At 63.1% G+C, this 21867-nt stretch carries 18 protein-coding genes; 9 read left to right on the forward strand and 9 right to left on the reverse strand.

The annotated features are described in order from the left end of the window. Window positions 1-101: 101 nt before the first annotated feature. The 6 genes from GH665_RS13325 to GH665_RS13350 form a co-directional block, all read right to left on the reverse strand. Window positions 102-1466, reverse strand: a complete 1365-nt coding sequence (locus GH665_RS13325; RefSeq protein ID WP_153136259.1) for an LLM class flavin-dependent oxidoreductase — start codon at window positions 1464-1466, stop codon at window positions 102-104. A gap of 25 nt (window positions 1467-1491) precedes the next feature. Continuing rightward, window positions 1492-2544 carry a substrate-binding domain-containing protein gene (locus tag GH665_RS13330; RefSeq protein ID WP_246216203.1) on the reverse strand — a complete coding sequence of 351 codons (1053 nt, stop codon included), beginning with the start codon at window positions 2542-2544 and terminating at the stop codon, window positions 1492-1494. A 118-nt stretch (window positions 2545-2662) separates the two neighbouring features. Next, complete coding sequence (locus tag GH665_RS13335) at window positions 2663-4045, reverse strand: LLM class flavin-dependent oxidoreductase (protein ID WP_153136260.1); 1383 nt, start codon at window positions 4043-4045, stop codon at window positions 2663-2665. 31 nt (window positions 4046-4076) lie between these two features. Further along, the gene (locus GH665_RS13340) at window positions 4077-5315 is read right to left on the reverse strand and encodes an SfnB family sulfur acquisition oxidoreductase (protein ID WP_153136261.1); all 1239 of its coding nucleotides are present in this window, start codon (window positions 5313-5315) and stop codon (window positions 4077-4079) included. Between the two features lie 121 nt (window positions 5316-5436). Continuing rightward, window positions 5437-6492, reverse strand: coding sequence for an ABC transporter permease (locus GH665_RS13345; protein ID WP_153136262.1), 1056 nt, complete (start codon window positions 6490-6492; stop codon window positions 5437-5439). Window positions 6493-6508: 16 nt separating this feature from the next. Beyond that, window positions 6509-8068: a sugar ABC transporter ATP-binding protein gene (locus GH665_RS13350; protein ID WP_153136263.1), complete on the reverse strand. Its 1560-nt coding sequence runs from the start codon at window positions 8066-8068 to the stop codon at window positions 6509-6511. Window positions 8069-8405: 337 nt separating this feature from the next. Between GH665_RS13350 and GH665_RS13355 the strand changes: the two genes are divergently transcribed. Beyond that, a complete protein-coding gene (locus GH665_RS13355; protein ID WP_153136264.1) occupies window positions 8406-9761 on the forward strand; it encodes an LLM class flavin-dependent oxidoreductase in 1356 nt (451 codons plus the stop codon). Window positions 9762-9865: 104 nt separating this feature from the next. On the opposite strand, the gene GH665_RS13360 is transcribed toward GH665_RS13355, so the two are convergent. Continuing rightward, window positions 9866-11188 (reverse strand): LLM class flavin-dependent oxidoreductase, encoded by a 1323-nt coding sequence (locus GH665_RS13360; protein WP_153136265.1) that lies wholly within the window; start codon window positions 11186-11188, stop codon window positions 9866-9868. 250 nt (window positions 11189-11438) lie between these two features. Between GH665_RS13360 and GH665_RS13365 the strand changes: the two genes are divergently transcribed. The 8 genes from GH665_RS13365 (at window position 11439) to GH665_RS13400 (ending at window position 18730) form a co-directional block, all read left to right on the forward strand. After that, the gene (locus tag GH665_RS13365; protein WP_028200646.1) at window positions 11439-12218 is read left to right on the forward strand and encodes a GntR family transcriptional regulator; all 780 of its coding nucleotides are present in this window, start codon (window positions 11439-11441) and stop codon (window positions 12216-12218) included. Window positions 12219-12238: 20 nt separating this feature from the next. Beyond that, window positions 12239-13972 (forward strand): fumarate reductase/succinate dehydrogenase flavoprotein subunit, encoded by a 1734-nt coding sequence (locus GH665_RS13370; protein WP_153138439.1) that lies wholly within the window; start codon window positions 12239-12241, stop codon window positions 13970-13972. Window positions 13973-13981: 9 nt separating this feature from the next. Next, window positions 13982-14227, forward strand: coding sequence for a 4Fe-4S dicluster domain-containing protein (locus GH665_RS13375; protein WP_030102639.1), 246 nt, complete (start codon window positions 13982-13984; stop codon window positions 14225-14227). 53 nt (window positions 14228-14280) lie between these two features. Next, window positions 14281-15711 carry an ABC transporter substrate-binding protein gene (locus GH665_RS13380; RefSeq protein WP_153136266.1) on the forward strand — a complete coding sequence of 477 codons (1431 nt, stop codon included), beginning with the start codon at window positions 14281-14283 and terminating at the stop codon, window positions 15709-15711. Window positions 15712-15752: 41 nt separating this feature from the next. Further along, window positions 15753-16607, forward strand: coding sequence for an ABC transporter permease (locus GH665_RS13385; protein WP_153136267.1), 855 nt, complete (start codon window positions 15753-15755; stop codon window positions 16605-16607). Continuing rightward, window positions 16604-17392, forward strand: coding sequence for an ABC transporter ATP-binding protein (locus GH665_RS13390; RefSeq protein WP_153136268.1), 789 nt, complete (start codon window positions 16604-16606; stop codon window positions 17390-17392). Before GH665_RS13385 ends, GH665_RS13390 begins: the two co-directional genes overlap by 4 nt. Window positions 17393-17456: 64 nt before the next feature. Then, a complete protein-coding gene (locus GH665_RS13395; protein WP_153136269.1) occupies window positions 17457-18455 on the forward strand; it encodes a HEAT repeat domain-containing protein in 999 nt (332 codons plus the stop codon). After that, window positions 18452-18730 (forward strand): DUF971 domain-containing protein, encoded by a 279-nt coding sequence (locus tag GH665_RS13400; RefSeq protein WP_153136270.1) that lies wholly within the window; start codon window positions 18452-18454, stop codon window positions 18728-18730. Before GH665_RS13395 ends, GH665_RS13400 begins: the two co-directional genes overlap by 4 nt. An 85-nt stretch (window positions 18731-18815) precedes the next feature. On the opposite strand, the gene GH665_RS13405 is transcribed toward GH665_RS13400, so the two are convergent. Together GH665_RS13405 and GH665_RS13410 are read right to left on the reverse strand one after the other, a co-directional pair. Further along, the gene (locus tag GH665_RS13405; protein WP_153136271.1) at window positions 18816-20888 is read right to left on the reverse strand and encodes a family 2A encapsulin nanocompartment cargo protein cysteine desulfurase; all 2073 of its coding nucleotides are present in this window, start codon (window positions 20886-20888) and stop codon (window positions 18816-18818) included. Next, window positions 20863-21795: a family 2A encapsulin nanocompartment shell protein gene (locus GH665_RS13410; protein ID WP_054040017.1), complete on the reverse strand. Its 933-nt coding sequence runs from the start codon at window positions 21793-21795 to the stop codon at window positions 20863-20865. Before GH665_RS13410 ends, GH665_RS13405 begins: the two co-directional genes overlap by 26 nt. Window positions 21796-21867 lie beyond the last annotated feature (72 nt).

A 21867-nucleotide genomic window follows, 5' to 3' on the forward strand; every position in this document is an offset into this window, starting at 1 on the left:
GGTAGCCGCGGCACGCAACGCGTGGCGGCAGTAGGCGCATGCGCCTATCGTTTCAGCGTAGGCGATGGCCGGCCAGGAAGGAAATAACGAATCGTGGAAAGTTATGCGCCGGATTCAAGACTGGCCACGGAAAAATAGCGGTTGCCGGGCCGCCGCAATCCGAGGTTCTCGCGCAACGTGCGGCCTTCGTAGTCCTGGCGGAACAAACCGCGCCGGCGCAACTCAGGCACCACCAGTTCGACGAAATCGGTCAAGCCATGCGGCAGCACCGGCGGCATTACGTTGAAACCGTCCGCGCCGTGATTCACAAAGCGCTCTTCGAGCTGATCGACAATCTGTGCCGGCGTGCCGACCAGTTGCCAGTGGCCCCGCGCACCCGCGATTCGCAAATAGAGCTGGCGGATCGTCAGGTTCTCGCGGCGCGCCAGTTCGAGCGTCAGCAACTGACGGCTCTTGCTGGCATTCGTTTCAGGCAGTTCCGGGATCGGGCCGTCGAGCGGATAAGCCGAGAGATCGAAGCCACCGGTCAGTCCGGATACCAGTGCCAGCCCGACCCGTGGATCAATGAGCGACTGCAATTGCTCGAACTTCTCTTTCGCCTCCTCTTCGGTGCGGCCGACAATCGGAAACACGCCCGGCATGATTTTCAGATCGTCGGGGTGACGACCGTAGGCCTCCATGCGCCCTTTCACGTCCGCGTAGAAATCCACCGCATCCTGCAGCGTTTGCTGCGCCGTAAAGATCACCTCGGCCGTTTTCGCTGCAAGGTCGCGGCCGGCTTCGGACGATCCCGCCTGCACGACAACCGGATGCCCCTGCGGGGAACGGGCCACGTTCAGCGGCCCCTTGACCTGGAAGAAGCGGCCCTTGTGATCGAGCACATGCCGCTTGTCCGGGTCGAAGAAGCGCCCTTCGGCCTTGTTGCGAACGAACGCGTCGTCGTCCCAACTGTCCCACAAGCCCTCGGTCACCTCCGCGAATTCGGCAGCGCGCGCATAGCGCTCGGCGTGGTCGAAGTGCCTGTCACGATTGAAGTTCTTTGCTTCGTGCTCGCTCGACGAGGTAACCAGATTCCAGCCCGCGCGTCCGCCGCTGATGTGATCGAGCGACGCGAACTTGCGGGCAATGTGATACGGCTCGTTGAAGCTCGTCGACGCGGTGCCGACGAGGCCAATACGCTCGGTCACCGCCGCCAGCGCCGACAGCAACGTGAGCGGCTCGAACTGCGCAACGTAGCTATGCGCCGTGCGGCTCAGAAAGTCGAGGTTGTCTCCGCGTGTCCCCACGCCGTCGGCGAGAAAGATCAGATCGAACTTCGCGGCCTCGGCCGTTTGCGCGAGCCGGACGTAGTGGCGGAAGTTGACGCCGGCGTCCGCCTGCGCCTCGGGATGCCGCCACGCCGCAATGTGGTGCCCGGACGGATAAAGGAAAGCGCCGAGGCGCAGGTGCCCGCTACGTTTGCTCATGAATGTCCAGAATGATGAGTGAGGTTCAGTCCGCCGCCGGGATCCAGGCCGCGGTGGCAGCGTCGCTCGAACGGAAGGCCGGGAATTTTTCACCGAGTTCGGCGATCGTCCTGATGTTGTTCTTCACCAGATCGTCGCGCGTGATCAGCGTCGGCTTGACCACGATCCGGTGCTCGGGCGTCTGTCCCGCGAGCAGCAGGGCCGCCGCCCGCACGGACACCGCGCCGACCACCGCCGGATTGGTCGCCGCGGTTGCCACCCATGCGCTATTCGGCGCGCGGATCGCCTCGATATCGGAGGTCGAAATATCGGCGCTGTAGATGCGCAGCTTCGACGCCAGATTCGCCTCGTCCGCGGCAAGTTTCGCGCCGCGCGCGAATTCGTCGTAAGGCGCGAACACCACACGAATCTCAGGATGGGCGCGATAGGCCGCGCTAGCCTGGTTGGCCACCGACTGCGCGATCGGATTGTCCACCGTGCCCCAGCGCGCCTTCTCCTGCACCTTCGGATGAGCCGCCTTGAAGTCACGCCATACCGCATCGCGCCGGTCGAGCGGTGCGAAGCCCGCCACATACACATAGCCGGCGGCAAAGTTATCGCCGTTGTCTTTCAACGCCTGATCGAGCAGCAGCGAGGCCAGATCGCGATCGCTCTGCTCGATCTGCGGCACCTTGGGGTTGCCCAGATCGACATCGAACGCGACGACCTTGATGCCTTTATCCAATGCACGCTGCACGACGTCCTTGAGCGATTCCGGCAAACCGTGATTGACGATAATCGCCGACACGCCGAGGCTGATCGCCTGCTGGATCTGTTCACGTTGCTCGGCGGCATCCTGACGGCCTTCGTAGATGCGCAGATCGATGCCGAGCGCTTTGGCCTGCTTTTGCGCACCGGCTTCATAGGCCTGGAAAAAATCGCCCGTCGACAGATAGTTGACGAGCGCGACCTTCACGCCGCCCTTGTCGAAGGGCGCGGGCGCACCTTTGAGCGGAGCCGCGTATGCGGCGGCGCCGGCCAGCAGCGTAGCCGCAGCCAGGGCGAGTGTGCGCAGCGTGTGGCTTACAGTAGCGCTCATAGCAGTGCTCATAGAAGCGCGCACACCCGGCTTGCGACGCAGAAACAAGTTCATCAATGCTCTCCAACCTGATAGACGAGGTGATAGTGGTAACGGTGTGGTGATAAACATGCCACTGCTATCCGGCATGAGCCGGCGTGCGGACGCGATAGGCCGCGCCAGGATGCGGCTCGGTCAGGCGCGGACCACGGCCATGCAGCTTTTCGCGCAGCGAGCCGGCGGTGTAATCGGTCTTGTAGACGCCGCGCCGTTGCAGTTCGGGCACAACCAGGTCGACGAAATCCGCGAAGCTCTCGTGAGTCAATGCATAAGCGAGATTGAAACCGTCGACGTCGGTCTCCTCGACCCACGACTGCAACTCGTCGGCGATCTCCTGCGGGCTGCCCACCGAAAGCGGTCCGAGGCCGCCAATGCCGCCCCACTTCGCAATCTCGCGCACAGTCCACACGCGCGTCGGATCCGCGCTCGACAAAGCCTCCACGGCCGATTGCACGGCATTGCTCTCGATATAACGCAGCGGTTCGTCGAGGTCGTACTTCGACAGGTCGATGCCGGTCCAGCCCGACATCAGCGCGAGCGCGCCCTCGTCGCTCGTATAGCGGCGATAGTCGGCGTGCTTCGCGTGCGCATCCGCGGACGTCTTGCCCGTAATCACCGTGTGCAGGTTGAAAATCAGCACGTCGTGCGGATCGCGGCCGAACGACTTCACGCGGGCCCGGATATCGGCGACAAAGTTCTTCAGGATCGTGCGCGACGGCGCGGCGATAAAGACGCACTCGGCGTGCTGCGCGGCAAAGTCCTTGCCCCGCTTCGACGCGCCCGCCTGGTAGAGCACCGGCGTGCGCTGCGGCGACGGTTCGCACAGGTGAATGCCTGGCACGTCGAAGTACTGCCCGCGGTGCTTGATCGGATGGACCTTCGACGGCTCGGTGAAGACCTTCCGCACGGCGTCGCGCACTACGGCATCGTCTTCCCAGGAGGCTTCCCACAGTTTGTAGCAGACCTCCAGGTATTCCTCGGCGAGCGAGTAGCGCTCGTCATGGTTGGCCTGCGCAGGCAGGCCGACATTCCGTGCCGCGCTGTCCAGATACGACGTCACGATGTTCCAGCCAACCCGGCCGTTGGTCAGGTGGTCGAGTGTCGACATGCGCCGCGCGAATGGATAGGGATGCTCGTACGAAAGCGAACAGGTCACCCCGAAGCCGAGGTGCTCGGTCACATTGGCCATTGCCGAGACGAGCAGAACAGGATCGTTGACCGGCACTTGCGCGGCCTGCCGGATCGCGGCTTCCGCATTGCCGTTGAAAACGTCGTAAATGCCCAGCACGTCGGCAATGAACAGTCCGTCGAACTTGCCGCGTTCGAGCAGTTTCGCGAGATCGGTCCAGTAGTCGAGTTGCCTGTAACGCCAGGACGTGTCGCGCGGATGCGCCCACAAGCCCGGCGACTGATGCCCCACGCAATTCATGTCGAATGCGTTGAGGCGGATTTCTCTGGCCATGATCGAGTTCGGTTAGGGATTGCGGTTGGCGTCAATTCCAGGGATGACGTGCCGGCTTGACGCCGTTCAGATAGTAATTACCGACCAGGTGATACTTCCAGCGCACCGGATCATGCAAGGTGTGAACGCGTGCGTTGCGCCAGTGCCTGTCGAGATTGTGTTCGCCGAGCGTCGCCTGGGTACCGGCCAGCTCGAACAGTTTTTCGCCTGCCAGCAACGCGGTTTCGGTCGTCAGCACTTTCGCTTCGCCCACCGCGACCGATGCGCGTGCCACGTCGTCTTCGCTTGTTTCAGCCTTTGCTGCAATCTCGTCGATGACACGCGCGGCGCGTTCGAGCAAAGCTTCTGCGGCGTGCAACTGGATATGCAAACGACCGATCTCGCGCACAGTCAGCGGATCGTCGCTTGCGCGCTCGACGCCACTGTCGATCCAGGGCCGCGAGCGCTCGCGAACGAACGTCAGCGTATCGTCGAGCGCGGCTCTCGCGATGCCCGCGTCGATGGCGGCCTGAATGATCTGGGAGATCGGACCGTTGAGCGTCGGATAATCGGACACACGGTGCGCCGGCAGCACATGCGAGGCCGGCACGCGCACGTTTTCCAGCACCACGGTGCCGCTTGCGGTGGTGCGCTGACCGAAGCCCGACCAGTCGTCGATCACGGTCAACCCGGGGGTGCCCTTTGGAATGTAGGCGAGCCAGCCTTTGCGCTCGCCGTCGAGCCCCAGCACGGGGACGAAGTCGGCAAACAGCGCACCGGTCGAATAGAACTTGGTGCCATCGACAACGTACTCGCCGCCGTCCTGCTTCACGCTCGTCTTCAGGTCGAGCACGTTCTTCGTGCCCTTCTCCGAAAAACCGTTGCCGAAACGCTTACCGGCCAGCACCTGGGCGAAGAAATACTTTTTCTGCTCCTGCGTGCCGGTGAGCGCGATCACGTCGACGAGGCCGAAATGATTCTGCGGCAACTGCCCGAGCGACGGATCCGCTGCTGCAATGATCTTGACGACTTCCGTTAAGGTTACGAAAGAGACGCCCGCGCCGCCGTATTCCTTCGGCACTGTGATGGCCCACAGCCCCGACTGCGAAAACCATTCGATCTCCTCGCGGGGCAAACGGCGTTCGCTATCGCGCCCGGCGGCGCCTTGCGCGAGGCGGCCCGCAAGCTCGTGGGCCACCGCGATGGCCTGCGCGTCATCGGCGATTACACGCACCGTATGCCGACTCTCACTATGCGTGTTCGATGAAGCCGCTTCGCCAAGCTCTGCCATGGAAATCTCCGCTCGAATGACTGTGCGCTCAATCTATCAGCGGACACCGCACGCGCAAACTGAACGATTCGGCAATCGATATTCCTTCGGATGGCAAACAACTTTCGGCGGCACGCGCGGTTCACGCCCGTGAGTCGGCAGGCCGTCCGACACTGAAGGTGAACGCCAGCGCAAGAACCAGTAGCGCGCCCTTGATGAAATCCTGCATGTAATACGGTGCATTCAGCATGGTCAAGCCGTTGAGCAGCACGCCGACGAACACGGCCCCCACTACGGTGCCAAACACGTTGGGCCGCTTCGCGCCCCACACCGCATAGCCCATCAGCGCAGCCGCCACGGCGTCGAGCAGCAGGGAGTGACCCGCGCTGACGTCGCCCCGCCCGACCCGCGCCGCGATCAGCACCCCGCCCAACGACGCAATCGCGCCCGAGGCGACATAGGCCGCGATCCGGTAGCGGGCCGTGGGCGCACCCGCCAGCCGCGCGGCCGTCTCATTGCCGCCGATCGCATAGATCACCCGGCCCCAGCGCGTCGCCTCCATGACGAGGCAGGCCAGCACCGTCAGCACGGCGAGAATCACGACGGGCAACGGCACGACGTCGAACAGACGCAGACGCCCCAGAGCCAGAAACGCGTCGGAGAACGTACCGCTCGCCTCCGTGCCGTCGGGCAACACGGTACCGGTTGCCAGTGAGCGGCCGCCCGTCGGTATCAGTTGCAGGCCGGCCAGCAGGAACAGCGTGCCAAGCGTGGCCAGCTGGTCCGGCACCCGCAGCCGCGTGATCAGCAAACCGTTGAACAGGCCGGCCGCGACGCCGAGCGCCACGCAGGCGGCCACCGCTGCGAGCGCGCTGCCATGCCAGACAATCAGCACGTAGCTGGCCGCCATCTGCGCCGACGCAGCCACGCTGCCCACCGAAAGATCGAAGCCGCCCGCGGCCAGGGTGACGGTCACGCCAATGCCGAGCAAGGCCACGATCGAGACGGCCTGAAGAATGCTGAACAGATTGTCGATGTTCAGGAAAGCGGGCTCCCTGGCGGCGAACACCACAATCAGAATCGCCAGCACGAGCAGGATGCCGGTACGCTCCAGATGATCGCGCAAGCGCCGCCATGCTGACTGCGCCGGTTGGCCGGATGCCGCGTGAGCGTCGATAGAAGGTGCGAGGGGTTTCATGGATCAGATTTGGCGTTCACGTCGTGGGGGATTGAGCAGTTAACTGAACTGTGGAGTGAATCGTTGAGCGTTCCAGCGTCGCCCGATCGAAGCGCACGACGCGATCCGCAATCTCCAGCGCTTCTTCGAGATCGCTGACGAACACGATCGTCGCCCGTTCGCGAGCATGCCGCCGCAAGGTATCGACGATATCGGCGCGCGCGCCGGCGTCGACGCCCTGAAACGGTTCGTCGAGCAGCAACAGGCGCGCGCGTTCGACATGCCAGCGCGCAAGCACGACTTTCTGCTGATTGCCGCCGGACAGGCGCGTCAGCCGGTCGTCGGGACCGGTGCAACGAATGCCGAAGGTTTTGATCGCTGCGCTCGCGGCATCGCGCTCTACCGTCTCACGTATCGCGCCGCGCCCGAACCAGTGCGACAGAAACGGAAAGCTGAGCGTGCCCGCGATCGATGCAAACGGCACGCTGTCGGGAAACAACGAGGTGCGCCAGCGATCTTCGCCGGCGAGGAACACACCGGCGCGAATCGCGTCGGCCGGAGAACGGGGGCGCCATGGTTTGCCGTCGAGCACCATCCGGCCGCTACTGGCGCGCGCCGCACCAAAGATCGCTCTGGCGAGACGCGATTTGCCGCCGCCTACCGGCCCGGCGATCGCGACGATCTCGCCGCGCCGGACGTCGAGATCGAATGGCAGGCTGGCCGGCGTCAACTGGAAGTCGTGCACGCTGAAACAGGGTTCAAGCGTGGCGCCGCCCTGTGCCGCCCTGGTCTGCTGGTTTCGGCCCTGTGGCAGGGGCCGTCCAATCATCGTCTCGACGGCAGCGTCGAAATCGATTGGAGGATGCAGGTCGGCGACGAGATGTCCGTCGCGTACGATTGCCACCCGGTTCGCCATACGCCTCAAATCGCCCAGCCGGTGCGACACCAGCAGAATCGCGACGCCTTCTTCCCGCAATGGCTCAAGCCGCATGAACAACCGCTCGGCTTCGGCGGCGGACAGGCTGGCGGTGGGTTCATCGAGAACCAGCAACCTCGGGCATGCGGCCAGCGCGCGCGCCAACGTGACGAGTTGCTGATTCGCGAGCGACAGCGAGGCAAGCGGTGCCGACAGATCGGCATCCAGCCCGACCCGCTCAGCCAGCGGTCTTGCCGCCTCGCGCCGTGCTGCCGGCGGCACGCGCCAGGGCGACGCCCGATCGCACAGGCGGTCGAGCAACAGGTTATCCGCGATCGACAGTGCCGGTACCACCGCGTCGGCGATCGACTGATGCACCGTGGCAATGCCCAGTTGTTTGGCCGCCTGAGGCGATGTGGGCCGATACGGTTTGCCCTGCAGCGTCAGGGTCCCGCCGTCAGGCGCGTACACGCCGCTGAGGATTTTGACGAGTGTGGATTTGCCCGCCCCGTTGGCGCCCATCAACGCGACGACTTCGCCAGGGTGGATCGAGAAATCGAGTTTCGATAGCGCGACGGTTGCACCAAAGTGCTTCGTGAGCGCGGAGGCAGTCAGGATCGGCTCGTTCGGGCGCGAAACGTTCTCCGTGCCGTCAGGAAGCGCTGATCTGGTCGATTTCATGAGGAGCGTCATGTGCCTGAGAAAGTGGTGACGATCCGGCAGGAATGCGCGAAACATGCGCACCGTCCGTCATCCGGGAATGATTGTCTGCCTGGGCGGGATGCGCGGAGAACCAATTTGTTCTGATATGCAAAGCGTCGCACGCGGCGAACCGTAGGCTTTTCGCAAGCAGGTGCTTTGAATTACGCGGCAACAGCGGTCCTTGCCGCGCGCTTAGTCTGCCCGGGCATATCGATGCCACAATTCCTTCGTGGTCGCGAACCATCCGCTCCTCGACAATGGACGGATCGCTCAGCGCGCTCGTTCGTTGCTGGCTGCTCCCGCATTCGACAAGACCATGAGAACCGACCCGCCCCGTCAGCTTCATCTGAACGTCAACATCCTCCACTCCGGTTTTGTCCCTTCCGCATGGCGTACACAGGAAGCCGATCCGCGCGCTTTTGTCGATATAGCTCACTACGTTCGCGTCGCGCAGATTGCCGAGGCCGCGAAATTCGATGCGGTGTTTCTCGCGGATAACGCGTCGATTGCCGACCAGATCGATTTCCGCCCGATCACGGCGCTTGAGCCGACCGTGCTGCTCGCCGGCATTGCCGCGGCCACGACGCATATCGGCGTCATCGGCACGGCATCGACGAGTTATAACGAGCCGTATAACATCGCACGCCGCTTTGCCACGCTCGATCAGCTCAGTGCGGGCCGCGCAGGCTGGAACATCGTGACGACCGCCGATCTCGGCTCAGCCCGCAATTTTGGGCGCGAGGCGGTGCCCGACCATGCGCAACGCTACGAGCGCGCAGCCGAGTTCACCGAGGTGGTGAAGGCGCTGTGGGATAGCTGGGAAGACGACGCCTTTATCGGCGACAAGACGAGCGGCCGTTTCATCGACGCCACGAAGGTGCATCGCATCGACCATCGCGGCAAATACTTCAGCGTCGATGGCCCGTTCAATCTGCCGCGTAGCGCCCAGGGGCACCCGGTGCTGATCCAGGCCGGCGGCTCGGCCGACGGACGCGAACTCGCAGCGCGGCACGCGGAAGCGGTGTTCTCCGCGTCACAGTCGTTCGACGAAGCCGCCGCCTATGCGCGCGAACTGAAATCTCGCGCGGCAGCGTGGGGACGCGGCAACGATGCGATTCGCGTGCTACCCGGTCTCACGACCATCATCGGCGCAACCGAAGCCGAGGCTTTGCGCCGCCGCGATGAACTGGTCGATCTGATTCCATGGAGCTACAGCCTCACCCGGCTAGCCGGCATACTGGGCATCAGCGTCGAGCGCCTGAAACTCGACGAACGCCTGCCGGACGATCTCTCGTTGCCCGGCGGCGGCAACGGCAATCACACGTTCTTCCACGCCACGCTCGCGCAGGCGCGCACGCACGGCTACACCGCGCGCCAGTTGATCCGCGCGCTGGCGGGCGGTGGCGGACATCGTGTGGTCGTCGGCACGCCGGAACAGATTGCCGACGACATCGAGCACTGGTTCAAAGGCGGCGCCGCCGACGGTTTCAATCTGATGCCGGATGTGCTGCCGGGTGGCTTGCAGGACTTCACTGATGGCGTGGTTCCGCTGCTGCAGCAGCGCGGCATTTTCCGCACTGACTACGAAGGGCGTACGCTGCGCGAACACTTCAGGCTGCAACGCCCTTTCAGCCGCCACCTGCACCCGCGGGAAGCGGCCGAGACCGCGTAAGGCTGGCGGGTCCTGCCAAGCCCGTGCCTGTTCAGCGCGGGCTTGCACTACCTGTCGAACGCGACGTGAAATAAGTCGAATGATGGTTCAGTGATTCGCTCATCTCAGCGGGCAAAAAACCGGTTGTCAGGCCGTGGCAATCCCAGATTCTCGCGCAGCGTCGTGCCTTCGTATTCGCGCCGAAACAGGCCGCGTCTTTGCAATTCAGGAATGACTTTATCCACGAAGTCGTCAAGGCCGCCCGGCAGATACGGGAACATCACGTTGAACCCGTCCGAGCCCTCCTCCACCAGCCATTGCTCCATCTGATCGGCAATCGTTTTCGCCGTGCCGACCATCTCGAGCCCTGAGTATCCGCCAATACGCTGGGCGAGTTGACGAATCGTCAGCCCGTCGCGCTGCGCCCATTCCACTACCCGTTGCCGTGCAGTCCGGCTTGCATTGGTCTCCGGAATCTCGGGCAACGGACCGTCCGGATCGAAACCGGACACGTCGTGCCCCAATGCGATCGACAGCGAAGCGATTCCGCTCTCGTAGTGAACGAAGGTATCGAGCCGCGCGCGGATTTCCTGAGCCTCCTCCAACGTATCGCCCACCACCACGAAAGCGGCCGGCAAGATTTTCATGTGATCGCGTGCCCGGCCAAGCTTTTCCATCCGGCCTTTCACATCGGCATAGAAGCGCTTGCCGTCGGCCAGCAGGCTTTGCGCGGTGAACACCACCTCGGCGGTCTCAGCCGCGATCTGGCGCCCTGCTTCCGATGAACCGGCCTGCACGATGACGGGCCACCCCTGAATCGGACGGGCAATATTCAACGGCCCGCGCACCGAGAAGTTCTCGCTCCTGTAGTTCAGCACATGGAGCTTTTGCGGATCGAAGAATGTGCCGGTTTCCGTATCGCGGATAAAGGCATCGTCGGCCCAACTGTCCCAGAGGCCCGTGACCACATCGAAGAACTCGCGGGCACGCCGGTAGCGTTCGTCGTGCTCGACATGCTCGTCGAGGCCGAAATTGAGCGCGGCATCGGGATTCGACGTCGTCACGAGATTCCATCCCGCCCGGCCGCCGCTGATATGGTCGAGCGACGCAAAACGTCTGGCGACGTGATAAGGCGCGTCGAACGTGGTGGACGCGGTTGCAACGAGTCCCAACCGTTCCGTGACCGCGGCCAGCGCGGGCAGCAGCGTCAGCGGTTCGAACGAGGTCACCGTGTGGCTATGCTTGAGCGCGTCGAGCGGCATGTTGAGCACCGCGAGGTGGTCGGCCATGAAAAACGCGTCGAAGCGGCCACGCTCGAGCGTCTGCGCGAAGCGCTTCAGATGCGTGAAGTTGAAGTTGGCATCGGGATAGGCGCCAGGATAGCGCCATGCGCCGGTATGAATGGTTGTCGGACGCATGAAAGCGCCGAGGCGAAGCTGACGTGACATGTAGCAAGCTCCATCGCAAACAGGTCGGGCCAGTTTAATCGGCCTTCACCAAGGCTGCTTGGCGCCGCCCACCGCTTTGCACCCACCCGTATCAACCTGCTGAACCCGCTGCGCCGGGCGCCGGCGCTAACCGGCACGCCGAAAGCTCTCCCGCAGAAATACAAAGCACAAAATCTTCGTTCGCCCGCCGCGGCTCCATCACTAGACTGTGCTGCAACTTGTCATAACAAGTACGGATACCCCACAGATCATGCTGAAACCCGACCCGGCCAACGTGCTGCCGCTTTCCGCCGCCCCGCTCTACGAGCAGATCAAGACGGCGTTGCGCGCGCGCATTCTCGACGGCACCTATCCGGCCCATTCGCAGATGCCGTCCGAAAGCGACCTCTGCACGATGTTCAACGTCAGCCGCATCACCGTGCGGCAAGCGCTCGGCGATCTGCAAAAGGAAGGCCTCGTTTTCAAGCTTCACGGCAAGGGTACCTTTGTCGCCAAGCCGAAAGCGTTCCAGAACGTCAGCGCGTTGCAAGGCTTTGCCGAGGCGATGTCGTCGATGGGCTATGAAATCGTCAACCAGCTCAAACATATCCGCTTCATCCCGGCCACCGCGCACATCGCAAGCCGCCTGCAACTGCCGGAAGGCACGAAGGTCGCCGAAATCCATCGGGTGCGTCTGCTCAATCGCGAACCGGTGTCGCTCGAAATCACGTGGGTGCCGGAAGCATTGGGCAAACGCCTCGCCGGCGCGGACCTCGTCACGCGCGACATCTTCCTGATTCTCGAGAACGACTGCGCCGTGCCGCTCGGCCACGCCGACATCTCCATCGACGCGATTCTCGCCGACGATGAAATCGTCGAGGCCCTGAATGTTGAAGAAGGCAGCCCCGTGCTGCGCATCGAACGTCTTACACATAGCGCGGACGGCACGCCAATCGACTACGAATACCTCTATTTCCGCGGCGACGCGTTTCAATACCGCTTTCGCATCGACCGTCAGAAAGAGAAGAAAAGCACAAGGAAGACGAAATGAATACGCGAATGAACACGCAAATGAGTACGCACGTGATCGAGTACGACCTGGTCGTCGTGGGCGGCGGCACGGCCGGCCCTATGGCTGCCGTCAAGGCAAAGGAACAGAATCCGAACCTGAAAGTGTTGCTGCTGGAGAAGGCCAACGTCAAACGCAGCGGCGCGATCTCGATGGGTATGGACGGTCTGAATAACGCCATCATCCCCGGCCATGCCACACCGGAGCAATACACCAGGGAAATCACCATCGCCAACGACGGCATTGTCGATCAGGCTGCCGTCTACGCCTACGCCCGGCACAGTTTCAGGACCATCGAGGAACTCGACCGCTGGGGCGTGAAGTTCGAAAAAGACGGTACGGGCGACTACGCGGTCAAGAAAGTGCATCACATGGGCTCCTATGTTCTGCCGATGCCGGAGGGCCATGACATCAAGAAGGTGCTCTACCGGCAGCTCAAACGCGCGCGCATTCCGATCACCAATCGTATTGTCGTCACACGCGTTCTGACCGACGCGCAAGGCCGTGCCTGCGGCGTACTGGGTTTCGATTGCCGTACGGCGGATTTTTATGTCGTGCGCGCCAAGGCCGTGATTCTCTGCTGCGGAGCGGCGGGCCGGCTAGGCTTGCCCTCGTCGGGATACCTGATGGGTACCTACGAGAATCCCACCAACGCCGGCGACGGCTACGCGATGGCGTATCACGCGGGCGCCGCGCTGGCGAACCTCGAGTGCTTCCAGATCAACCCGCTGATCAAGGATTACAACGGCCCCGCTTGCGCTTATGTGACGGGCCCGCTCGGCGGCTTCACCGCGAATGGCAAGGGCGAGCGTTTTATCGAGTGCGATTACTGGAGCGGCCAGATGATGTGGGAGTTCTATCAGGAACTCCAAAGCGGCAATGGGCCGGTGTTTCTGAAGCTCGACCATCTCGCCGAAGAAACCATTCAGACCATCGAGCAGATTCTGCACACGAATGAACGCCCGAGCCGGGGACGGTTTCACGCAGGACGCGGCACCGATTACCGCCAGCAGATGATCGAAATGCACATCTCGGAGATCGGTTTCTGCAGCGGCCACAGTGCCTCCGGGGTCTATGTGAACGAGCGCGCGGAGACTACTGTCGCGGGCCTCTACGCTGCCGGGGACATGGCCGCCGTGCCGCACAACTACATGCTAGGCGCCTTCACGTACGGCTGGTTCGCCGGGCAGAACGCGGCGCAATACATCGACGGCCGCGAGCATGCGGCGCTCGATAGCGCGCAAGTGGAATCGGAACGGGCGCGAATCTATGCCCCGCTCGAACGCGACACGGGGCTCGCACCGGCGCAAGTCGAGTACAAGCTGCGCCGCATGGTGAACGACTATCTTCAGCCGCCGAAGGTCACGCGCAAGATGGAGATCGGCCTGCAACGTTTCGCTGAAATCGCGGCCGACATCGATCAGATCAAGGCCGACAATCCGCACGAACTGATGCGCGCCGCGGAGGTGCGGGCGATTCGCGATTGCGCCGAAATGGCGGCGCACGCTTCGCTGTATCGCACGGAAAGCCGCTGGGGGCTGTACCACCATCGCGTCGATTATCCGCAACGCAACGACGCGGAATGGTTCTGCCACACGCATCTGAAGAAAGACGCAACGGGCCGCATGGTCAGCGAGAAACGCGCCATAGAACCGTATGTGGTGCCGCTCGACGACCACGAAAGTCAGGCCTATCAGAACCTGCGGATCGGCGAGCCGGCGCTCGCCGACGCTTGAGGAGCCACCATGTCTACGACACCGCACAACATTTTCCAGCGCAGCGCCGCGCCGGTCACGATCGACGAAGACAAATGCATCGCGGACAAAGGCTGCACCGTCTGCGTGGATGTCTGCCCGCTCGACCTGCTCGCGATCGATCTGACCAAGGGCAAGGCCTATATGAAGTTCGACGAATGCTGGTACTGCATGCCGTGTGAAAAAGATTGCCCGACCGATGCGGTCAGGGTCGATATTCCGTATCTGCTGCGCTAGCAGCCACTCACTCAGACCAAAACGTTGTTTCCCTATCAACCGGGGCTTAACTCATGAAACGTCGTCAATTGCTTGCCGCGGCCCTTCTCGCGAGCGGCCTGTTTTCACTCACAGCGGGCGCGGCGCGCGCCGAGACAATTCGCGTCGCGATCGGCACGCAGGACACGACGATCAATTGCGCGTCCGGCGGCCTGCTGATCCGCGAGCTGAATCTGCTCGATAAATATCTGCCGCACGACGGCAAGTACAAAGACGTCAAGTACGACGTGCAATGGAAAGACTTCACCTCCGGTGCGCCGATGACCAACGAAATGGTGGCGGGCAAACTCGACTTCGGATCGATGGCGGATTTCCCCGGCTCGTTGAACGGAGCAGCCTTCCAGAAGGCCGGCAGGAAAAGCATCTTCATCACGGTACTCTCAGGCAGTATCGACGGCAGCGGCAATGGCATCGTCGTGCCGGACGACTCGTCCATCCGTTCGATCGCCGATCTGAAAGGCAAGACGATCTCGGTGCCGTTCGCCTCGGCGGCGCACGGCATGTTGCTGCGGGCCATCAAGGCGCAAGGCTGGAATCCCGACACCGACGTCAACATCATCACGCAGTCGCCCGAAGTGGCCGGTAGTGCGTTGAAGGCGCATAAGATCGACGCACACGCCGACTTCGTGCCGTTCGCCGAACTGTTTCCGTTCCGCGGTTTCGCGCGCAAGATCTACGACGGTGCGCAGACCCACGCGCCGACCTTCCACGGCACGCTCGTCGACGCCGACTATGCGAAGCGCTATCCGGAAGTTGTGGTCGCGTATCTGCGCGCGGTGATCGAGGCGAATCAGCTGTTTGCGCAAGATCCCGAGAAATACAGCCAGTTGATCCAGAAGGTCACCGGCATCGACGCTGAGGTCAATTATCTGTTCCACGGGCCGCTCGGTCTGCAGACGCGCGATCTCACATGGAAGCCCGAATACCGGCAGGCAACTGTCACGGCGATCAGCACACTCAAGCTGCTGAAAAAGACCGACGTCGATCTGGATGTCAACACGTTCATCGACGACCGCTATCTGCGCGAAGCATTCAGACAATCGGGACTGAACTACGACGCGGCCCTCAGGAACTACGCGAAACAGCCACTCGTTGCCAATGACGTGCAAACCGGCAAACTCATCACCGATTTTCGCAGTGTGACGCAGGTCTGGCTCGATGGCGAAGGCAAGGTGCGCAACTATGCATCGGCGCAGGAGGCCTTCGCGGCGCTCAACACGCTGGAGCAAGGCGGCAAGAAAGCTCGCGTGGTCTACGTGCAGGATCGTTCGAGCGGCTTGAAGCTGTTCGCCAATCAGGCGTGGTACGTGAAGGACGCCAAGGGCAACATCAACGCCTTCCTGCTGAAAGACAACGCCGATCGCTACGCGAAACAGGTGAACGGCAACGTAGTGGATTTCGCCGCCGCGAAGACCGATGCGACGCAAGCGGTCGCGGCACGCTAACCGATCGTCCTGCGACGTTCATCCAATCACGGGAGTCCTCGATGTCAGCCATTCTCGACGCCACGGAGAATACCAGCGTTCGACACAGCGCCGCCGTCCGGCGGAACTGGAATCCGGCACGTCTCGCACGTGTGGCGGCCAGGTTCGTATCGGTTCTGGTGTGTGTCGGCATCTGGCAAGTGCTGGCCGAGCATCATGTCTCGTTCGGGCTTGTGACGTTCGCCAACGTGCCCGCGCCAAGTGACGTGGTGCCCGCGGCCTGGGCCCTGTTCCACTCGCCCAAATTGCCGATGCACCTGCTGTCCAGCGTGATGCGCGTGCTGGTGGGCTTTGTCGCGGCGAGCGCCGTGGGTATCGGGCTGGGACTTGCAATCGGGCGCTATCGCGCTTTCGAGGACGCGGTGCTGCCCCCGCTCGAAGTACTGCGGCCGATTCCCGCGGTTGCGTGGATCCCGCTTGCGATCCTGATGTTTCCTTCATCGGAGATGAGCATGATGTTCATCACCTTCATTGGCGCACTGTTTCCGATTTTGCTGAATACGATCCATGGCGTGGAAGGGGTCGATCCACGGCTGGTGGCAACCGCCCGTTCGCTCGGCACACGCGGCGCGGCGCTATTTGGCGAAGTGATCTTGCCGGGCGCGGCGCCCGCTATCGTCACGGGTCTGTCAATCGGCATGGGAACCGCATGGTTCTGTCTCGTCACCGCCGAGATGATCGCCGGTCAGTACGGGATCGGCTATTTCACGTGGGAGTCGTACACGTTGCAGAACTATGCGGACATCGTCGTCGGCATGCTGCTGATCGGCGCATTGGGTATGGGCAGCAGTGTGCTGGTGAGGCGCGCCGGGCTGGCGCTGATACCGTGGTACCGGATGGAGGCATCGCAGCGATGAGCACCGAATTGCAATCGAAACCGCCTGGCCGCATCGACGTGCGCGCGTTGAGCGTCGACGTCGGCGTGCGCGAACAGCGGTTCACCGCGCTCGATCAACTGGATTTCAGCGTCGAACCGGGCGAACTCGTCTGTGTACTGGGCCCCTCGGGATGCGGAAAATCCACGCTGCTGGCGGCACTCGCCGGACACGTGGCAGCCAGTGCGGGCGAGATTGTCGTCGACGGTGAACGGGTCGTGCGCCCGCATCCGGAACGCGGTCTCGTGTTTCAGCAGCACACGCTTTTTCCGTGGAAGCGCGTAATCGACAACGTCGCATTCGGCCTGAAGATGAAAGGACTCCCGGCCGATGAGCGCCACCGTCAAGCCGCCGAGCTGCTCGACCTGGTGGGTTTAAGCGGGTTCGGCACGCGCTATCCGGCGCAATTGTCGGGCGGCATGCAGCAGCGCGTGGAAATCGCCCGCGCGCTGATCAACCGGCCACGCGTGCTGCTGATGGACGAACCGTTCGGCGCGCTCGACGCGCAAACGCGCCGCATGATGCAAACACTGCTGCTCGACGTGTGGACACAGATCCGTACCACGGTGCTGTTCGTCACGCACGATATCGACGAAGCGCTGTTTCTCGCCGACCGCATCCTGGTGCTGTCGCAGCGCCCCGCGCGCATCGTCGCCGATTTGCGCGTCACATTGAACCGCCCTCGCGACGACGAGACCACGACCGACGCGCAATTCATCGAGATCAAGCGCCACTGCCTCGCGCTGTTGCGCGAAGCGTCGGCCTGACGCGTTTCGCGTGCCTGACCGGGGTATCGAAAGCTTCCGCTTCAATCCAGACATCACTCTACACATGACCGATATTTCGCTTCCGCTAACGTTCGACCCCGATTCCCTCGATCCGGAAGCCGCCGAACTCCTGCCGCGATTGGCATCCACGGATGCCGCGGTGCGCCGTATCGCGCTCCTCGCGCTCGCCGACCTTGAAGACGAAGCCCTGCTCGGACCGATTGTCGCCGCGTTGCGCACCGACCTGTCGCCGGACGTTCGCGCGCAGGCCGCCGAGGTGCTCGGTGCGTGGGAGCGCGCCGACGCGGTAGAAGCGCTATGCGAAGCGTTGACGGATCGTACGGAAGCGGTGCGCGACGCAGCCGCGCTAAGTCTGTCCAATCTGAAAGATCCCGAATCGGGGCCGCTGCTCGCACCCTACACCACGCATCCCGATCCGTTCGTACGCCAGGCTGCATTGCGCGGTCTGCGCGAATTACGCTACGCGGGAGCGCTGGAACCCGCGCTGGCCGCGCTCAGCGCAAGCGAAGACCCGGTGCGGCTCGAAGCGGTGAGCGTGCTCGGCTGGTTGAAGAGCGAGCAGGCACTTGGCCCCCTCACCGCGGTCGCCGCGAATGATGCAAACGCTGCCGTACGACGCGCGGCAATCGGAGCGTTGGGTATCGGGGCAGCGGCAACGGAAGAGACCATCGTCGCGTTGCTGGGCTCGCTGCGCGATGCGGCGTGGCAGGTCCGTGAGGAAGCAGCGGCCACGCTCGGCAAATTGCGCGTGTCGGACGCGCGCGATGCGCTGATCGCAGCGCTTGAAGACGACTACTGGCAAGTCCGTTTGCAGGCAGTTCGCGCATTAGGCAAACTCCGCGACACAGCGGCGAGCACAGCGGTCGCCACACTCCTTACCCACGCGATCAGCAATCTACGCAAGGAAGCCGCCTTGTCGCTCGGCGAACTGGGCGACGTAGCGTCATTGCCTGCCTTGCACGCCGCCTCGGCCGATGCCGATCCGGAAGTACGCAAGGCCGCCCGCATCGCCTTGACGCAAATCGAAAAGGCGCAACGATGAACGCCCCGGAACACGTCACGGTTCACGCGGCGAGTGGACGATTGTCCCTCACATGGAATGGCGGACACACGCAGTGGATCGACAACGCGACGCTGAGGGAGCGCTGCCCTTGCTCGACATGCCGCCGCCTGGCGCATGCGGGTCACGCTGCGCGGGTCGAGCCGCATGTTGCGATTGTCGATATGCAGCCGATGGGATACGGCGTGCAGATCGGGTTCAGCGACGGACACGCGCAGGGTATCTATCCGTGGGAATATCTGGCGGCGATCACCTGAAGTGCGGCCTGAAATACAGCCTGAAATACGGCCTGAATGATGGCGCGGTGAAAAAAGCGGCGGCCGTGGAAGGCCGCCGCTTTTCCTAGCGCCGCGAAGACAGCCGCCGCACCACCGACACCAGCGCGTCGACTTCATCGCAGGTGTTGTAGAACGCGAGCGACGGCCTCACCGTAGCTTCGACGCCGAAGCGCCGCAGGATCGGCTGCGCGCAATGATGGCCCGAGCGCACGGCAATGCCCTCTTCGTTCAACGCCTGCCCGACTTCCTCGGTCTCGTACCCCTTCAACACGAAGGACAGCACACTGGCCTTGTCGCGCGCCGTGCCGATCAGGCGAACCCCCGGCACCGGTTGCAGCACGCTCGTCGCATAGGCCAGCAGATCGTGTTCATAACGCGCGATATTCTCGATGCCCACGCGCTGAACGTAATCGATCGCCGCACCGAGACCGACTGCATCGGCGATATTGCCCGTGCCCGCTTCGAAGCGATTCGGTGGCGGCTGGAACACGGTGCGCTCGAAGGTGACGTCCGCGATCATGTTGCCGCCACCCTGCCACGGCGGCATATCTTCAAGAATCGCGCGCTTGCCATACACCACGCCGATGCCGGTCGGACCGAACACTTTGTGACCTGAGAACACGAAGAAGTCCGCGTCGAGCGCCTGCACGTCCACCCGCATGTGCGACACCGACTGCGCGCCGTCGACCAGCGCCTTCGCGCCTGCCCGATGCGCGAGCTCGACGATCTCCTTGACCGGCACCACGGTGCCCAATGCGTTCGACACCTGCGTGACCGACACGATCTTCGTGCGGTCATTGAGCAGCCGCCGGTATTCATCGATCAGAACCTGGCCGCTGTCGTCGACTGGAATCACGCGCAGCTTTGCACCGGTTTGTGCGGCAAGCTGCTGCCACGGCACGATATTGGCGTGATGCTCCAGATGCGAGACGATGATCTCATCCCCCTCGCCCACATGCTTCACACCCCACGTCTTCGCGATCAGGTTGATCGCTTCGGTGGTGCCGCGCACGAAGATGATTTCTTCCGGCGACGCCGCGCCGATGAAACGCTGCACCTTGCTGCGTGCGGCTTCGTACGCATCCGTGGCGCGGCCGGCCAGCGCATGGGCAGCCCGATGGATGTTCGAGTTTTCATGCGCGTAGAAATACGCGAGCCGATCGATGACCGCCTGCGGTTTGTGCGTGGTCGCGGCATTGTCGAACCACACCAGCTGACGCCCGTTCACACGCTCCTGCAGAATCGGAAAATCCCGCCGAATCGCATTCACATCGAAGGGCGGATGGGCCGACGGCCCGGCATGCGGCACGCCATCTGCCGCGCGAGGCGTTGGCGCAGCAAAACGCGACCCCTCATTCAGATCCAGAAAATAATGCGAACGACTGCCGTGTTCCGCCGGCGTCGTTCCCGGCGTAGCCGCCTGTGCGGCTGCCGGCCGGTCGTACGGGAAGCGCTGTTCCGCGAGTGGTTCGTCAACGCCTGGCAAACCGAACGATTGCGCGCTCACCTCATGCCAGCCCGGCACCACGATATCCGGCGACGTCGAACTCGAAGTCTGAGCTTGTGCGGTTTCGCCCAGAAAATAGAACGGCGATGCGGACCCCGCTGACACTGGCGACGCCAATGGCGCACCGCCCGCCGGCGGACGTTGCGCACCGTGCCCCTCAGGCACGCCCAGCGCCGCGCCGCCAAAACGCGGGTCGAGCGCCGGCGCAACGGTCACCGCGCTATCCGGTAAGCCGTTCTGCGCAAGTGCATGTGGCGCCAACGCGGGCGCGCGGTTACCCAGCGACAGGACATGGGTGGGCGCCGAGGGCAACAGGTTGCCGCCCGGCACGTGCCCTTGCGGCAACGCGGCACCAGGCATGCCGGTACCCGCGCCGCCCGGACCCGCGAGCGGCGAACCGGCCGGCGCCGGATTGCTGATCTCGCTGGTTACAGGCGCCGTAAGCGGCAGCGTGGCGGCCACGCCGGGCGCGCCTCCTGGCTGCGGCGCATTGCCCGGCAGCGCCGAGAAAAACGCATTGGCCAGCGACGCTAACGTGGCAGGGTCAGGCAAACCCGCGGGCGGACCCGTCGGCACATCGTGCGGCAGGACGCTGTCCATGGGCTTACTTGTAGGTGTCTGGGTAGTCATGGTACTTGCCGATCTCCACATCATCGAGAACCGCCAGCGCGTCCGGCGAATGCACCGCGAGCGAGCAATAGAGCGAGATCAGATACGAAGCGATCGCATGATTGTTGATGCCCATGAAGCGAACCGACAGACCCGGACCCTGTTCGCCGGCCACGCCCGGCTGGAACAGGCCGACCACGCCCTGGCGCTTGTCGCCCACGCGCAGCAGCAGGATCTTGGTTTTGCCGTCGGCAACCGGAACCTTGTCCGACGGAATCAGCGGAATGCCGCGCCACGTCAGGAACTGCGAGCCGAACAGGCTGACCGTCGGCGGCGGCACGCCGCGGCGCGTGCATTCACGGCCAAACGCGGCGATCGCGAGCGGATGGGTCAGGAAGAATGCCGGTTCTTTCCATACCTTGGTCAGCAATTCGTCGAGATCGTCGGGAGTCGGCGCGCCGGTCAGCGGAAACACGCGCTGCTCTTCGGCCACGTTCGCGAGCAGGCCGTAATCCGGATTGTTGATCAACTGGCTTTCCTGCAACTCCTTGATCGTTTCGATCGTGAGGCGCAGTTGTTCCTTGATCTGATCGTGCGGGCTGCTGTACAGATCCGAGATCCGCGTGTGGACGTCCAGCACGGTGCTGACCGCATTCAGGAAATACTCGCGCGGCTGCTCTTCGTACGGCACGAAAGTGCGCGGCAGGATGCTTTCATCTTCGCGCGCGGTGCAGGCCGCCTTGACGGCTTCCGGATTCTTCACCTGATTCAGACGATAGATGCCCGCCTCGACCGGCAGCCATTGCAGCAGATGGGTGAGCCAGCGCGGCGTAATCGTGGCGAGTTGCGGAACGGTTTTGGTGGCATTGGCTAGTTGCCGTGCTGCGGTATCGCCGAGCGCCGTCAGGCCGCCCACTGTTGCTGTCATCTGAAGCTCCGGGGTTGATAGAAGAAAAACGGGAAAGCTTATGAACGAAAGTGATTATCGGAAGCCGCCCCC

The organism is Paraburkholderia agricolaris, assembly GCF_009455635.1.
In the GTDB taxonomy this organism is placed as follows: Bacteria; Pseudomonadota; Gammaproteobacteria; order Burkholderiales; family Burkholderiaceae; genus Paraburkholderia; species Paraburkholderia agricolaris.